The following is a 16,939-nucleotide window of genomic DNA, read 5'->3' as shown; positions in this document are numbered from 1 at the left end:
CCTTTAACCCTTAACTGCACCAATTGTAATACCTGAAATAAAGTATTTTTGTACAAACGGATAAAATAGAATAACAGGACCGGTAGCCACAACTGCTGTAGCCATTTTCATTGTTTCCAAAGGTATTTCTTGTGGCGCTACATTTGAAGCTGCAGCCGAATTTCTTATGAAATCAGCACTATTAATAACGTTATAAAGAAACAACTGTAACGGTCTATATTCCATATTAGGTGAAAGGAAAAGCATCGAATTATACCATTCATTCCAATACCCTAATGCAATAAAAAGTCCTATAGTCGCCAAGGCTGGAGTTGACATTGGAAGAATTAATTTTAAAAAGATCGTGAAATCACCTGCACCATCCATTTTCGCAGATTCCGTAATCTCATGTGGAATCGACTTTGTAAAAGCCTTCATCATAATAATGAGAAAAGGACTCAGTAATCCTGGTAGCAGTACTGCTAGGTAATTATCTTTAAGATCTAGATACTGGGTGACTAAGAGATAAAATGGGACAAGTCCACCTGAAAAAAGTGTTGTAAAGTAGATATAAAATGATATTTTATTACGATACAAGAAATCCTGGCGTTGTAAGGCATATCCTGTCATCGCTATAATAAACAAACCTACGGCAGTCCCAACAATCGTAATGCCCATCGTTACGATATACGATCCAATGATAAGTCTTGGATTCCGGAAAACAACTTCATATGCAAATGTAGAAAAATCTTTCGGCCATAAAGCAAATCCGGTTTCCATAATTGCCTTCTCAGATGAAAGGGAGGATGACACGATCAAGACAAAGGGCAAAAGACAACATAGAGCAAATAAACCAATAAAACCGTAGCCAATAATACGAACAATTATAGTAGAAAAATCTATATTTCGTCTGAATGTATTTTCCATAAATACTTCCCTCCTTTAAAATAATGAGTTTTCTGGAGAAACCTTTTTAACAATCCAGTTAGCTGTAATAACAATAAGGAATCCAAAAACAGACTGGTACAAACTTACAGCACTTCCTAAAGAAAAGTTGAAATTTGTCATTAATGTTCGGAACACATATGTTTCAATAATATCTGTAGTCTGATAGAGCATTGTATTATTCGCACCAACTAGGTTATAAAACAAACCGAAATTACCCTTTAATACTCCGCCTAAAGAGAACAGTAGTAAAATGATAAAGGTTGGCTTAAGCCAAGGTATAATGATATATCTAATACGCTGAAAAGCATTAGCTCCATCGATTTCTGCTGCTTCCAAAATGGCTTTATCAAGACCCATGATCGCAGCAAAATAGACGATCGATCCATAGCCGGTGGATTGCCATAGGAAAGTAATAACAATAATATAAGGCCATATCGTCGGATTCGAGTAAGCCTGTATCGGATCCATGCCAATCATTTTTAAAAATGAATTAAGTACACCATAATCGTAACTAAGTATGTTATACGCTAAAAGTCCAATTAAGACTGCGGAAATAAAATGTGGAAGAAACATAATGGTTTGTGATACTTTTTTGAACCATTTACTGGTAAGTTCGTTCAGCATGATAGCTACAGCAATTTGTAGGAAATTACCCAGAATGATAAAAGCTATATTATAGGCAATGGTATTAAACGTTAACTTCCATAGATCACCGGTCATGACCAAAAAACGAAAATTATCAAATCCCACGAAAGCGCTCTCAAATATTCCGAGTGAATAATCATAGTTTACAAATGCAAGATATAGTCCAGGCATTGGTAGATAAGCAAATATAGCGAAGAAAATAATAGCGGGCATACACATAAGAAGCAGGGTTCGGTTCTTCCACATTCTTTTAAATGCAGACAGTTTCGGTTGTTTTTCAACAATAGTAGCCTGTGATTGCACAGGAACGGTTTTCATATAAATCCCCCTTAAACAATGATTTAACTTGAAAAACAGCGACCAACTTTTACAAAATGAAGCGACTAGGTGATCTGGTAAATTACCAATTTATTACCATACTATATACCTAAAAAAGGCTTTCTTTTAATAAATAAAAGGCTTCTTATACGAAGAAGATATATGTTTTAAACTAATATAAATGAACTAAAATATGAAAAGGGTTTCAAAAATAACTCCACAAAATCTTCATATTATATTAATCATTTTATATAATGTATGGTTTTCATAAATAAATGAAACGGGTTTCATTTAATAAATGACCAGTTACTGGTTCAAAACTCAATAGTAATTCTTTAAGTTATTTAAATTGTAAGCGTTTACTTAATCATCATTATATTCTGGACTCCGCTAAAAGTAAATACCATCGTCATAAAAATGTTCATTATTTTAAAAATTATTTTAATTTGATACACTGCTCGAATCAGCATTTATTAGAAATGGGTTTCAGGACTTTTTTTTAAACATTATAGCTTCATGTTCCCAGTACTTAAGAATAATTTATTTCCACGGTCATTATCTGTCATCTCTCGCCAAAAATTTAGACTAATTCATTCTCAAGAAGAATAAGCATAAAATCCCTACTTTCCTACTAAATTTGAAACCCGTTTCAAATCCTCCTAAAAACAAAGGAATATTAATTAGCTATAATAGTAAAATTGAATATTATAAAATTATATTCCTTAATACGAAACCTCTTTCATTTTTATCGTAGCCCGAATTTTGGAAAGGGGCAATATTATTTTATTACTCTGAAAACATTTTACAAGAATCCCTTAATACGAGTGATGTTGGGACAACCGTTTTTTTCTCTGCTTCTTTCTCATTAATTAAATCTACTAGTACATTAATAGCAGTTTTACCCAACTGATCGTAATTCTGGCTTACAGTCGTAATTCCTGGAGGGAAATGCTTTGCCAAATAAATATCATCAAAACCAACAACTGAGACATCACCTGGAACCTTTAACCCAAATTTGGTAAGAATTTTTATTACCCCTATCGCTACAAAATCATTTGCACAGATAACCGCTGTAGGCCTATCATTTAAATAGAGCAATTGTGCAGCAACTTCTTCACCAGATTCAATACTAAACCCAGTACCAAAAATCCATTCTTTGTTGACATCTAACCCTTTATCTTTCATTACTCTAACAAAAGCATTCTTTTTCACATCTGTTGAACTTATTCCTTCTTTTCCACCAAGAAAACCAATCTTTTTATGATTTAGATTTAATAGTAATTCAACAAGCTTTTCTATACCTGACTCTTCATCAGCTCTAACAATATGGGCATCAACACCATCCATTTGACCATTAACAAAAACGACTGGAATTCTTTCCATCACATTCTTTATTTCATCTGCATATTCCTTATCGGTATCAGTATCATTAATTCTACCACCTAGATAAATAATCCCATCCACCTGTTTTTCTACTAAACTTTGCAAGTATTTAGATTCATTTTCTGAGTTGTTCCTCGTATTACACAAAAATGTTGTATACCCTAATTCCATTGCATGTGCTTCACTTTTTTGAACCAGTGTTGAAAAAAATGGATTATTTATGTCTGGTAAGATAAAGCCAATTGTTTTCGATTGCTTATGAAATAAACTTCTGGCTAAACTATTTGGTCTAAAATTATTCTTTTCAATCACATCAACTATTTTCCGCATTGTCTGTGGACGCACTTTTGCATTTCCAGTTAAGACCCTCGAAACTGTTGCTGGAGAAACATTAGCTTCTTTAGCAATGTCATATATTGTTATATTCTCTTTTTTCATAACTTTCCTCCATGGCTAATGATATAAATTGTATTCAAAAATGATTATAATAACCGATTTCTCCTAATTGAAATGCAATAATAACCATAAGTCAACACATTTGATTTACCTCTTGAACTAACCACGATGAATATTGCATTTTCTGTGTTTAGACCAGCTATTACTCATCAAGTAAATGATTTGATAGGATGCATCAACATTTTTCGCAGTCTTTGGAATGCAAGTAAGTATGATTTGAAAAAAATGAACCGCTTAAAATAATTGAAGCAAGAAATGTTATCGTAGATTAGTATTTAGTTAGAATAACTTAAATAAGCATTGGTAATGCACTTATTAGAAAAGACCAAATCCTGTGAGATTTGGTCTTTTCATTAATATGTAATTAAATTGATGTTACAAAGTAAGAAAACTAAATTTCATTTCTAGTTCTTTTTTTAGTCTTCTATCAATAAATTATATTATTTCAGCTCAAGATAAGTAACCACTTCTAAGTGTCTTAGGTAATAATCGCAGACTATTTCAACACTAGCCGTGATACACACTCAAGCATGGTTTAGTTAGTGGTGGCAAACATATTTGATGTAGTGGTGTTTACCTCTTTCCACCTTTAACACCAAAATTGTCACAGCATTTTATATGTTGTGACACTACTCCTTCGTTCTATTTCCGACATCACGAACATTTAGGTATTTGATGCGCTGTATGGCACTATACCATGTTCATCCTCTTCGAAAGTGACGAAAACGTGGATGTTCAGCCAGAATAGATTCTCTCATCCGTCTAAGGACAGGATGTTTTGATGAAAAAAACTGATCTTTTGAATCAAAAAACTCAATTAATTCCCCTTTTTCTAGTACACCCAATGTATCAGAGATTGTAAAAGCAGCTTTAATATCATGAGTAATGAATAGATAAGATAAACCAAAGTCTTCTTTTAATTCTCTTAATAAATCTAAAATTAAGCTTTGTGTAACCATATCTAAACTACTAACCGATTCGTCTAGGACGATTAACTTCGGTTTAAGAGCGATTGCTCTAGCAATATTAATCCTTTGTAATTGACCACCGCTAAATTGATGTGGGTATTTTTTTAAATCTTTGTCACTTAAACCAACTCGTTCTAAGAGATGAATAACCTTACTTCTTTGTTCGGCTAAAGTTAACTTTTCATAATTCTCTAATGGTTCACTTATAATACGTTCAGCTGTCATCCTGGGGTTGACAGCTGAATATGAATCCTGAAATACAACTTGTAGATCTCTACGTAATTTTCGTTGGGTAGCTTTATCCGTATGATAAATGTCATATCCTTGAAACAAAACTTGTCCTAGCTGTGGCCGTTGAATACCAAGAATCACTTTCCCTAAGGTGCTTTTACCAGCTCCGCTTGTACCAATTAAGCCTAAACATGCTCCTTCTTCAATAGCAAAGGAAATATTATTAAGAACTTTATTTGATTGATCCTTCAATTTCTTAGAATTATAGCTATGATTTACTTGCTTTACCTGTAATAAGCTCACTGGTATCACCCCTTGAAAAATTCATTTAATCTATCAAAACATATAGGTATAAGGTTGTTTTTGAAAATATAAGGTCGGCCTTGTCTTTAACAGCTTTTTTGTATACTCATGTTGTGGATGATCAAATAAATCAAACACATTTGCAGTTTCTACAATTCTTCCATGTTGCATGACAATGACATCATCTGCCATTTCTGATATGACTCCAAGGTCATGAGAAATGAGTAAAATAGATGTTCCATAGTCAGAACGAATTTTATCTAATAGACGAAGTACTAATAATTGGTTATGAAGATCGAGTGCTGTCGTTGGTTCATCAGCAATAATAACGGACGGATGTAAGCATGCAGCCATGGCAATCATCACTCGTTGAAGCATACCTCCACTTAATTGAAAAGGATATTTTTTTAATAATTTATCAGGCTCTGGCAAATTTACACTTTGCATTATATCAATCGCCAGCTCCTTAGCTTCCTTTTTCTTTAATGAGGTATGAGACCTAATCGTTTCAACAAATTGATGACCAATCGTAAAAACTGGACTAAAAGCATTCATCGGATTTTGCATAATAAAAGCTATATCCTTCCCCCGAACACTCCGCATTTCAGTGTTTTCTAAGCCATTCAATTCCTTACCGTTCAGTGTAACGCTGCCTCCAATATGAACATTTCCCTTATCGTGCAGCTGTAAAATAGACATACTTGTAACGGTCTTACCACTACCGCTTTCCCCAACAACACCTAGAATTTGCCCTTTCTTAATTCCAAAATTAATATCCTGAACAAGTGTGGAAAAACCTTTTTTGGTTTTTACTTGTACATGTAAATCTCTTACACTTAAAATGAATTGTTCTTTTGTTTTCATTATTCAACAGTCCTTTTTATTAGCGGCGTTTAACCCCAAAACGGTCTGATAGAGCTTCTCCTAATATATTAAAGGTGACAACGACTAGCATAATCATTAAACCCGGATAAATCATTAATGACGGATTTGTTCTAATATATGACTTCCCTTCATGAATCATCGCCCCCCACTCTGGTGTAGGAGGTTGCACACCTAAACCTAGAAATGACATGGAAGATAAATCCATAATAGCCCAACCCATTTCTAATGTTCCAATGACCGCTAACGGTGGAAGAACATTTGGAATAATATGTTTCCTCATGATTTTCCATTGAGAAGAACCACTTATTCTAGCTGCAACTATATAGTTCTCTTCTTTTAAGCTTAGGACCATTCCGCGTATGATCCTTGCGTAATAAACCCATTGTACGAGAATCAATCCTAAAATGACTTGTTTAAGACCAGCTCCCCAAATGCCAACAAAACCAAGAACAAGTAAAAGGTTTGGAACCGCCATCACACCATCGCCGATTCTCATTAACAACTGATCAACCCAACCACCTAAATACCCTGCCATGATCCCAATGATCAAACCAATACTTAATGATGAAACAAAAATCAGGATGGCAAATCCTAGTGAAGTTTTAGCACCATATAGAATACGCGATAGCATACATCGACCTAAATGATCTGTTCCTAATGGATAATCCAAAGATGGAGGCTGTAATTTATGAGCTAAATTAACAAGGATGGGGTCATTAGGTGCAAGCCATGGAGCAAAAATCGTGATAAAAAATAACCCGCTCAGTATTAAAGAACAAACGACTATCACTTTTTTACTTCTTAATTTATCACGAAACTTTGCTATCATAGATACTGCCTTCCTTTTCTAGAAATACGTGGGTCGATATACATTTGTATAAGATCGACAATTAAGTTGCTTATTAGGAATAAACCCGCTGATAATAGCACATAGCATTGAATGACAGGAACATCACGATTAAAAGTAGCATCAATAAAATACCTGCCAAATCCTGGCCATGAAAAGACTGCCTCTACAATAATAGCTCCAGTCATTAGTTTTCCTAAATTCATTCCAAGTCCGGTAATCATAGGAGAAATGGCAATTCTTAAGACATGCTTTCCCATGATGATTTTCTCATGAATCCCTCTCGTCCGTGCAAAAAGCACATAAGGCTCTTGTAAATTTTCAAGAACACTCGCTCGTAGTAGTCGAGTATATAAGGCGATTAAAGGTAATGCCAAAGTTAAAGAAGGTAAAATTAAATGTTTCCAAGTTCCTATACCTTCTACTGGGAAAAGATCAAGTTTAACAGAAAAGAAAAAAATGAATAAATACCCAAGCCAAAAGGAAGGTATGGATGCCCCTAAAAAAGAGAGGAATCGACTAAAATGGTCAATCCCACTGTTCTTCTTTATACCAGCTAAAAACCCAATAGGGATACTTACAAGGATCGCTATGATGAGGCTGCCTATCGTTAACTGAATAGTGGCTGGCATTCGTGAATAAACCTCTTCCCATACAGGTTTATTCGTAACATAAGATTTGCCAAAATCTAATTGGAGGATCTTAATAACCGAGTTCACATATTGTATAAGGAGAGGTTGATCTAAGCCAAACTCTTGTCTCTTTTGTGCCAATATCTCATCTGTTGGTTGGATATGTGCAGCAGCTAAGTATGCCTCGGCTGGGTCCACTGGTGATAGGTGGATCATTCCAAATGTTAGTAGAGTAGACAAAAGGAAGATTGGAATAATTGTCATCGTTCGTTTCACTATATAAATGCCCATAAGAAAATCTCCTGTCGCTTACTCCTCGTTACTAATACTTGTAAATGGATGTTCATCTCGGTTAGCAGGGAATGTGAAATTAGAAACATCCTTTTGATAAACTGCTATTTTCTTAATATAAGAAATAGGTACAATTGCACCTCGCTCTTGTAGTGAGCCTAATATTTCCGTATATAGTTGTTGACGCTTATTTTCATCCTTTGTTTGTTTCACTTCCGCGATTTGGTTTAGTATCTCTTCTTTATTAGGATAAGCTGAAATAGCTTCGTTAAAGCCAAATCCTTCTGTAGCAACAATGTTTACGAAAGTATGTGGGTCATATGGAGCGCCATAGTTACTAAAGAAATTCATATCGAACTCATTCTTTTTGAATCTTTCGACTTGTGTGGTAAGCTCAACTCCGACAATATTTAATTTTACTCCTAAGCCCGCCCACTCAGACTGTAATGTTTCAGCCATTGTTTTTTGGATTGATTCAGCAGAGTTAAACATTAACTCAATTTCAAATGGTTTCCCATCTTTTTCGCGAGTATCTTTCCCTTCTGGCAACTTCCAGCCAGCTTCATCTAATAATTGTTTCGCTTTCTCAACATTGTAACTAATAGACGTTACTTCAATATTTGAAGTATAAGGAAAGTTTGTTGGTAAAATATAGTCAGCCTTCTCTTCCACTCCAGATGTGACTCCATCAACCATTGCTTGTTTATTAAATCCATAATGTAATGCTTGACGAACACGTATATCTGAAAGTTGTTCTTTATTTGTATTTATCACTAGTTGTCTAGTAGCAACTGGTTCTGAAATACTAGTCCCATAGGAACCTGTTGATTCTAATTGTTTAAAAGAATCTAAACTAATCACACCTTCACCATAAATAAGATCTAAATCACCTTTTTCAAAAGCAAGTAAGCGTGTTTCACCATCAGGAATCACTTTGACTCTAATTTTTTCAACACTTGGGAGTGCCCCCCAATAATTTTCGTTGCGCTTAAAAATAGCATACTCATCAACTTTATATTCATCCATTACCCACGGTCCTGTACCAACTGGTTTTTCTACACCTTTTGAAGTATCACCATCTTTAGGAAAACCAGCTTCCCCCAAGAATCGTACCGGGCGCACGACAGCTAACTCCTGAATCGTAGGATAATACGGTTCTGTTAATGTTAATTTAAACGTATACTCATCTACTACCTCTGTTTGAGCAACTTTCGGAATAAATCCTAGCCAACTATGTAACTCTACATTTTTTAGTATAGCGTCAAAGTTCTTTTTCACAATCTCTGCATTAAAAACTGTGCCATCTGAAAACTTCACATCTTGACGCAAGTTGAACACATATTCTTTCCCATCTTTAGATACTTTCCATGACTCTGCTAAATGTGGTTTTATCTCGCCTCCATCATGGTAGCTAACTAAAGGTTCATATACCATAGATTGAGCATATAATTGAGATGGATTGTAAACATGTGGATTCATTTCACCTATATCACTAGGCCAAGCAAAAGTGATCATATTACTACTTTCACTAGTAGTAGAATCGGAATTTATTACTGAATCATTTGAACAACCTAGTAAAGCTATGGATAGAATAAGAATCATTACAGACATATGTAATTGTCGATTTTTATATATTCGGTTTGTCATAATGCGTGCTCCTCTTCAAAACTGATAATGATAACTATTATCGATGCTATAACCTAAACGTCCAATTGTCAATAAAATTTAAAATGTTCCATATAGTATTCCTCAGTTTATCAATGGTTATTTGTGTGAGGAAGCTTTGCTCGATTTGTGAAGTTATCTTATTGTTAAAAAGAGCATATACTTCGATCTATAAAAAAGATAGAAGAATATCAAGACACCAGAGACATTTTGCAGAAAAATTTAATAAAAGGAAAGTAGAGATACGAAGTCACAATTGATTTCGTATCTCTACTTAAAATTACTCCAATTAAAATTAGTTAAAATCCTTTATCATTACAAATTTGCATATATTCCAGCATTTTCTACTATTCATCAAATTCTCGGTCCTGCCTGCTTTATTTCTGGCACTACATTGGAAAAACGTTCAAAATTCGCAATAAATCTTTCTGCTAAAGCGTGTGCTTTCTTATCATAGGCCATTCCGTTTTCCCAGGAATGTCGAGGGTTTAATATATCTGTCGGAACCCCAGCCACTTTCTCTGGTATATACAGACCAAAGATAGGTTCTTGTTTATAAGGAATGTTCTCCAAAACACCATCAATCGCTGCCTTAACCATGGTACGAGTAAATGCTAATTTTATCCTTTCACCAACCCCATATGGACCACCAGACCAGCCTGTGTTAACAAGATAAACACGTACATTATGGTCATCAATTTTTTTACCAAGTAACTCAACATATACACTAGGGTCGAGCGGTAGGAAAGGCTCACCAAAACAAGTCGAAAAGGTAGCTTCCGGTTCGGTAACTCCACACTCGGTACCAGCTAGCTTTGAGGTATAACCAGACAGAAAATGATACATTGCTTGTTCTTTTGTCAATTTTGATATTGGCGGAAGGACACCGAATGCATCTGCTGTAAGAAAAATAATTACTTTAGGATGACCAGCTATACTAGGGTTAGCAGCTCCGGTGATATTTTCAATCGTATAAGCAGCACGGGTATTTTCTGTATACGTATTATCATCAAAATCTAACGTACGAGTTTCTGTATTCATTGCTACATTCTCTAATACCGTTCCATATTGAATAGCCTTCCATATTTGTGGTTCCTTTTCCTGCGATAGTCCGATACATTTGGCATAACATCCACCTTCAAAATTAAAGACACCGGTATCTGACCAGCCATGCTCGTCATCACCAATTAATTTACGTCTTGAATCTGCTGATAGCGTCGTTTTTCCCGTTCCAGATAATCCAAAGAACAATGAAACATCGTCCGAACGATCACCCACATTAGCGGAACAATGCATTGGTAAAATGCCTTCAAATGGAAATAAATAATTTAGCACGCTAAATACAGCCTTTTTCATTTCACCCGCATAAGCCGTACCGCCAATTAATACCAGTTTTCTTTCGATTGAGATAGTTATAAAAACTTCTGAATTAAGGTCATCCTTAATTGGATCTGCTTTTAATCCAGGCAGGCAAATAACCGTATAATCTGGCTCCTTCTTTTCAAAATCCATAGAATCCTGATCAATGAATAATTGTTTCACAAACAAATTATGCCAAGCGAATTCATTGATAACCCGGATGGAGAGTCGGTGCTTTGGATCAGCACCAGCTGCTCCTTCAAACGTAAATAGCTCTCGTTCAGACATATATGCTAACGCTCTTTGGTAGAGCGAATCAAATGTTTGTTTAGACATCGGCTGGTTGACTTTTCCCCACTTTACCTGTTCCTTTGTACAAGAATCTAAAACAATATATTTATCTTTAGGTGATCTACCAGTAAATTCTCCTGTATAGGCATGAAGTGCTCCTTTTTCTGTAAGTGTTGCTTCCTTCCGTGTGATAGCCTTTTCGATTAATTCGGATACCGATAAATTTTCATGTACCTTTTTAAGATTAATTCGATCCATTTTATTAAGAACTTTCACTATTCTCATTCCTTCCATTCTCTTATTCTAAACAATTCAAGCTACAAACAGCATAAAAGGTGGTCACTTTAACGAAGGGAACGTTTCCACCACACTTTCACAATTTGCATAGACGACTATCCCATATCAGGAAGACCTTTGTAATTTTCCACTTTCAATCATCCTACCCTTCATATATCATGACAGTTCTGCTACTCAACAGGTGTAGGACCTCTCGTTATCATACGAGACTAATACTCTTATCTGATCTCCCATCACTGCAAGCGATGGCTAGCGACATAATCGACAGAAAGAAGGGTTCTTGTGCAATATCAACTATCTTGTTCAAATCAGCTAAGGATACACCTTGTGTTGACATGCTGACAGCGGTACATTCCATGCTAGATGCTAAATATGACAGCACATCTTTCAGCACTTTTCCTACTCCTGCAGTTGTTGGAACAAAATAATTATCATCTACGTATTCCGTTAAATAAAGATAGGAATGAGTAAACCAGCGAGTAGTAGAATCAGTGCTCCACCTAAACGCGAAGAAATTTGTGCAAATGGCATAAGCTCCATTCGTTTTGCCGCAGAGAGTACGGCTACGTCACCAGTACCTCCCATGTTGGCCATGCAGAGTCCAGCAGTAATAGCTGCTTCGATTGGATAGAAACCAACTAGTTTACCTAATAACCCCGCACCAATAATTGCACCTAGTACAACCCCGAATACAGTTAGCACATATTGTAAAGTCAATGCCTCTAACACTGTTCCTAAATCGGTATAAGCAACACCAATTCCAAATAGTAAAGCAAACGTCCAGTTTTTTGCTATGAATTGGTACCACTGACTAGCACCTTCGATAACCTGTGTTGGAATTACATTTGCAATTTTAGTAATTGCTACTAGAATAATCATAATTGCATACGCGTGGATAGGAATAACAGCACTTAATAGTGAACCAACCGTAAAAAATGTTAATGCTGCAAGCAAACCTGCACCCATTTTTTGAATGTCGTATTGAAATTCTGGTTTTTCATATTTGAATCCTTTAATTAATTGTCCATTTCCAGTTAGTGAGGGATACATTTTACCAATCTTATCTAAAAGACTAGCCAATACAATTGCAAATACATTTCCTAGTGCTAGCGCTGGTACAAGCATCGAAATGTAGTAGCTCGGTTCATTACCTAGTAACTCAGAATAAATCTGACTCATTGGAACAGCGCCAGCACCCATTCCTCCGCCCATAATTGGCATGGCAATAACTAATACTGCTTCCTGAAGTGTAAATCCAACAATAGAACCGATAATACCTGTAAGGACAATAGCACCAATTACAGCTCCTCCAATTGGAATAAAATAACGCAAACCAACTTTCACCAATATCTTTGAATTCATACCTAAAATACTACCTGTAATTAATGCAGCAATATAGAAGTTTAAAAATCCACCAGATTTCATAAAATCAGTAACAGAAGTTGTAATTGTTTCTGGAAGTAGCCCACTATACACCATGTAAGCGGAGCCAAATATAGCTATAATAGCTCCTCCACCAAGATAGGTCTTTACTATCGGCAAACGGTCGCCTACCCATCCAAACAATTCACCGAGCACAATCATCACCAGTAAGCTACCAATCATACCTCCTGGTAGATTTCCTGTGTACATACTAATCAGTGTAATCAAAGCAAACATACCAAACCAAGCAATCGGTACATTAAAAATGGTTAGTTTGTTACTTACGTGAAGTGATTGAACCTTAGTATTTCTTATATTATTTATATCTGTGTCATTTGAATACTTTCTTTCTAATTCTTCCATAAATAATTCCTCCTCATCTCCTAATATAGAACCGTTCTAAGAAACTGAACTCCTTCTCTTTTTCTGTTCCATAGCTGTTATCTCACTGCTTGTGCTACTTGTTCATCAAATACATGTGGGATAATATACTCTGGATCTAGTTCTTTCTTCTGAAATAACATTAGCTATAGCCATTGCAGCAGCTACTTTCATTTTCATCGTGTTATCTTTTGCTATTGCATCTTAAGTTCCACGGAAAATACCAATAAGTAGTGCAAGAAGATTGTTTACTTGATTTGGATAATCTGATCTTCCCGTTCCTAACACAGCTGCTCCCGCTTTCAAAGCATCTAGGTACTAAATATCATCAAGGTTAATTCCACTAAAGCTTGGTTGATACGCCTTGATAATGCTTCAATTTCATCAACAGAGATTCAGCTTCTTCTGGATTATCCGCGATTGACTTACAAATGTCCGAAACTCCCAGTGTATATACGAAGCTTAAATCACCGTCATTATCTATGCTTACTTTACTTATTACTTAAATCTTTCCTGAATGTTGTCGGTGAAGATTTATCTTTTCATTTCTTAGGTTTCGTTTACCCACATTCTCACCCTCCATTTGTAATCGCTTTCATATAAGTGATTCTATCTTATTAAATCTTTTAATAACTTAAAAGTTTATTAAATTAATAAAGTCTTTTTGAAATTAAAAAAAGTAAAAAGGAACTTTAATACATAAAAAATGACCCAAAACGATAAGTTTTGAGTCATTTTAAATAGGATTTTAATATGTCCATATTACCTTTATACGAATAATGATAAACAGGTCTGCCAATTCCATAGGTAAGGGTTTCTTCCAAGACCTCTATCTCTGCTAAAAACACTAGATATTTACGTACAGAAACTCTAGAAATTTTCGCGCATTCTGCAATTTCATCGGTAGAAAAAGATTTGAGTTGTTTTATTGTATCCATAATAATTAACAACGTACTTTTCGTTAACCCTTTTGGCAATGACTTTTGTTCCTTCACCTCTATTGGCTCAGGGTTAAATAGCTTTTGATCTAGCTCCTGTTGGTTTAGGCTTTCCCTCTTATGCAAAACTTCAAATTTCTCTTTATACCGTAAAAGGGCTTGCTTAAAACGCAGAAATTCAAAAGGCTTAATTAAATAATCAATCGTACCGTAATGTAATGCCAATTGAATATTGTCAACATCTGATGCAGCGGTAATTAAAATGACATCAATGGCTAACCCTTTTTCCCGAATAGATGATAACAAATCAAGTCCATTTTTGCCGGGCATATATACATCTAACAATATTAAATCAATTTCAATAGACTCTATTATGTCGGTCGCTTCCTCAACTGAATAAGCGATATCTACTAATCGAAATCCATCTACCTTACTTAAATAGCGCTTATTAAATTCTGCAACCATTGGATCATCTTCTACTATTAATATGTTAATCATTTTCTATCCCATCTCTCATTGAGGCATAATCAACTACAACTTTAAATGTAGTACCTTCTTCACTTGTGGTTACTGTGAGATCCCCATTTAACTTTTCGGTACTTTGTTTTAACAAATAAAGTCCAAAACCTCTATCTGGTCCCTTTGTAGAAAAACCTTTTTCAAAAATAGTGTCGATGTTCCTTTCCTCTATACCAGGACCTGAATCTGATACATGTATCGCTAACTTCTCATTTTCCTCTTTTAATTTTAGTTCGATTTTTTTCTCTTTACTATCGGAAAGTGTTTCGATAGCATTATCAATTAAATTTCCGATTATAGTGATAAGCTCTTTACTTAACTCTAAGCTAAGTGGCTTAGAAATCGAAGTATCTTTTGTTACCGTTAGCTCTACATTCTCTTCTCTTGCGTAACTTAGTTTTCCCATTAGAAAACCAGCAAGCACTGGATCTTTAATACTATTCGTGACCATAGCCACTTCATGGTTGTTATTATCAATCACTTTTCGAATAAAATCTACTAACTCATCATACGCTTCCATCTGAACCATCCCAAGTATAACATGAAGGCGATTCATAAATTCATGGGACTGAGCACGGAGAGCCTCTACATACGTCTGAATACCAGTTAATTGTTGAGCTAATTTGTTTACTTCTGTTTTGTCCCTGAATGTGGAGATTGCCCCGACTATTTTGTTGTTGACAATTAACGGCTCCCTATTAGCTAATATAGAGATGCCATTTAATATCTGTTCTTCGTCTCGTTCTGATTCCCCAGTTTCAATGACTCGACCTAGATTAGAATTTGGCATGTATTCCGATATTTTCATACCTATTGGGTCTTCAGACAAACCAGCCTTTTTAAATAACCGAAGTGCCGATTTATTAGCTAATGTAATATTTAAATTCTCATCGATCGCTACTACCCCCTCATGAACAGACTGTAACATCGTGCTTCGTTCTTCTAAAAGCTTAGAGATCTCATAAGGCTCTAGTCCAAATAATATTCTTTTTATGTATTTGGCTAGTAAAAGCGCTCCCAAAATACCTACTAATATTCCTAAGAAAGTCCCTTCTATAATATTACGGTGACTATGATTAAGGGCAAGTTGGACGTTCTCTAACGATATTCCAACCGCAACTGCCCCAATTTGCTGTCCATCATTATTATAGACGGGTGTAAAAGCTCGTAACGAATCACCAAGCGTTCCTTGTGAAATAGAGATATATTCTTTTCCTTGTAATACCTCTTTCTCATCTCCTCCAGCAAATTTCTTTCCAATCATGTTTGAATTCGGATGAGAATAACGGTTTGCTTCCATGTCCATGACAACGATAAACATCATATCAGTTATCGTTTGCACTTCTTTTGTATAACCCTGTATAGGATACGAACCTTTATGTAACAACCCATCTTTTACAATTTTGGATTCTGCAACGGTTCTAGATACAATTTGAGCTTTTTCTTCCTGGTTCGTTCTTATTCGTTCACTCGTTGTATCACTGATTAGTAAATCAGTGATCAATAATGAGATCAAAACAACGATACAACCAAATATAGTAATAATGGTACTTAATTTAAATTGCCTTTTCAAAAGAGTCACCTCATTCTATATCAAGGATTATAACAGAAGTTAAGTTTTAATTGCATTTAAGGTTTACGTTCATTAGAGGGTTGGTTATGGAGAGAAAACATCATATCAAAAAAGCCGATTGTTTTAAAAACAGTCGACTTTTTTTGTGAATATGAATATGTTCTTTTCTTTATAATAAGTCTTATAAAATCTAACATTCAGCTCTGAACAGTAATTTGGCAATTCATACTAATAATTCAATAAATAGAAGTCAAACGGTTATGAATCATATGTCCTCATTACATTACACCTTATTATACCCTTCCCAAAAATTCCAGGGATTTTTGCTTGGTGGCAAAGTCTTTGCTTCCATTTTTTCTTTTTTCTTAGGATGTTCAAAAGAATTTCTTCGAATCCATATCTTGATAGTGTGAGGCTGCTTTAGAAGTTAACCATTACACTCTAAATGGTAACATAATAGCATCCGGTTAAACTGATAAGATAGGAAGTAACAAAGTTTCTAATCTACTATTTAGCAAATCATTGCTTAAAAACGATTCCATAACGTACTTCCGATAAAATGAAATAAAAAGGGAGAATAAACTCTTGTTTAATAAGTTAGAAGCATT

Annotated in this window: 12 protein-coding genes; all 12 read right to left on the bottom strand. The window is 35.1% G+C overall.

Annotated elements, in window-relative coordinates; all coding sequences use genetic code 11:
- Window positions 1–3: 3 nt before the first annotated feature.
- A complete protein-coding gene (locus AC6CHR_RS14710) occupies window positions 4–906 on the bottom strand; it encodes a carbohydrate ABC transporter permease (protein ID WP_498249745.1) in 903 nt (300 codons plus the stop codon).
- A gap of 15 nt (window positions 907–921) precedes the next feature.
- Window positions 922–1,818, bottom strand: coding sequence for an ABC transporter permease (locus tag AC6CHR_RS14705; protein ID WP_498249881.1), 897 nt, complete (start codon window positions 1,816–1,818; stop codon window positions 922–924).
- A gap of 858 nt (window positions 1,819–2,676) precedes the next feature.
- Window positions 2,677–3,711 (bottom strand): LacI family DNA-binding transcriptional regulator, encoded by a 1,035-nt coding sequence (locus AC6CHR_RS14700; RefSeq protein ID WP_498249744.1) that lies wholly within the window; start codon window positions 3,709–3,711, stop codon window positions 2,677–2,679.
- A gap of 719 nt (window positions 3,712–4,430) precedes the next feature.
- Window positions 4,431–5,231, bottom strand: coding sequence for a nickel import ATP-binding protein NikE (gene nikE / locus AC6CHR_RS14695; protein ID WP_498249743.1), 801 nt, complete (start codon window positions 5,229–5,231; stop codon window positions 4,431–4,433).
- 33 nt (window positions 5,232–5,264) lie between these two features.
- Window positions 5,265–6,095, bottom strand: coding sequence for a nickel import ATP-binding protein NikD (gene nikD, locus AC6CHR_RS14690; protein ID WP_498249742.1), 831 nt, complete (start codon window positions 6,093–6,095; stop codon window positions 5,265–5,267).
- 19 nt (window positions 6,096–6,114) lie between these two features.
- Window positions 6,115–6,945 (bottom strand): nickel ABC transporter permease subunit NikC, encoded by an 831-nt coding sequence (gene nikC / locus AC6CHR_RS14685; protein WP_498249741.1) that lies wholly within the window; start codon window positions 6,943–6,945, stop codon window positions 6,115–6,117.
- Window positions 6,942–7,886 (bottom strand): nickel ABC transporter permease subunit NikB, encoded by a 945-nt coding sequence (gene nikB, locus AC6CHR_RS14680; protein WP_498249740.1) that lies wholly within the window; start codon window positions 7,884–7,886, stop codon window positions 6,942–6,944. Before nikB ends, nikC begins: the two co-directional genes overlap by 4 nt.
- Before the next feature lie 18 nt (window positions 7,887–7,904).
- A complete protein-coding gene (gene nikA, locus AC6CHR_RS14675) occupies window positions 7,905–9,533 on the bottom strand; it encodes a nickel ABC transporter substrate-binding protein (protein ID WP_498249739.1) in 1,629 nt (542 codons plus the stop codon).
- Between the two features lie 372 nt (window positions 9,534–9,905).
- Window positions 9,906–11,486 (bottom strand): phosphoenolpyruvate carboxykinase (ATP), encoded by a 1,581-nt coding sequence (gene pckA / locus AC6CHR_RS14670; RefSeq protein ID WP_498249737.1) that lies wholly within the window; start codon window positions 11,484–11,486, stop codon window positions 9,906–9,908.
- 459 nt (window positions 11,487–11,945) lie between these two features.
- Entirely contained in the window at window positions 11,946–13,283 is a 1,338-nt protein-coding gene (locus tag AC6CHR_RS14665; RefSeq protein WP_498249736.1) for a 2-hydroxycarboxylate transporter family protein, read from the bottom strand.
- A gap of 749 nt (window positions 13,284–14,032) precedes the next feature.
- A complete protein-coding gene (locus tag AC6CHR_RS14660) occupies window positions 14,033–14,737 on the bottom strand; it encodes a response regulator (RefSeq protein ID WP_498249735.1) in 705 nt (234 codons plus the stop codon).
- Complete coding sequence (gene dcuS / locus AC6CHR_RS14655) at window positions 14,730–16,331, bottom strand: DcuS/MalK family sensor histidine kinase (protein WP_498249734.1); 1,602 nt, start codon at window positions 16,329–16,331, stop codon at window positions 14,730–14,732. The genes AC6CHR_RS14660 and dcuS overlap by 8 nt, the downstream gene beginning before the upstream one ends.
- Window positions 16,332–16,939: the final 608 nt, after the last annotated feature.

Source organism: Metabacillus sp. GQ13, assembly GCF_059758525.1.
The sequence above is the reverse complement of the archived record's forward strand: the minus strand, read 5'-3'. Positions and strand labels throughout refer to the sequence as shown.

Excerpts from the sequence above, each read along its gene's own strand:
- AC6CHR_RS14710 (WP_498249745.1), bottom strand. The coding sequence starts at position 906 with ATGGAAAATACATTCAGACGAAATATAGATTTTTCTACTATAATTGTT.
- AC6CHR_RS14705 (WP_498249881.1), bottom strand. The coding sequence starts at position 1,818 with ATGTGGAAGAACCGAACCCTGCTTCTTATGTGTATGCCCGCTATTATT.
- AC6CHR_RS14700 (WP_498249744.1), bottom strand. The coding sequence starts at position 3,711 with ATGAAAAAAGAGAATATAACAATATATGACATTGCTAAAGAAGCTAAT.
- nikD (WP_498249742.1), bottom strand. The coding sequence starts at position 6,095 with ATGAAAACAAAAGAACAATTCATTTTAAGTGTAAGAGATTTACATGTA.
- nikC (WP_498249741.1), bottom strand. The coding sequence starts at position 6,945 with ATGATAGCAAAGTTTCGTGATAAATTAAGAAGTAAAAAAGTGATAGTC.
- nikB (WP_498249740.1), bottom strand. The coding sequence starts at position 7,886 with ATGGGCATTTATATAGTGAAACGAACGATGACAATTATTCCAATCTTC.
- nikA (WP_498249739.1), bottom strand. The coding sequence starts at position 9,533 with ATGACAAACCGAATATATAAAAATCGACAATTACATATGTCTGTAATG.
- pckA (WP_498249737.1), bottom strand. The coding sequence starts at position 11,486 with ATGAGAATAGTGAAAGTTCTTAATAAAATGGATCGAATTAATCTTAAA.
- AC6CHR_RS14665 (WP_498249736.1), bottom strand. The coding sequence starts at position 13,283 with ATGGAAGAATTAGAAAGAAAGTATTCAAATGACACAGATATAAATAAT.
- AC6CHR_RS14660 (WP_498249735.1), bottom strand. The coding sequence starts at position 14,737 with ATGATTAACATATTAATAGTAGAAGATGATCCAATGGTTGCAGAATTT.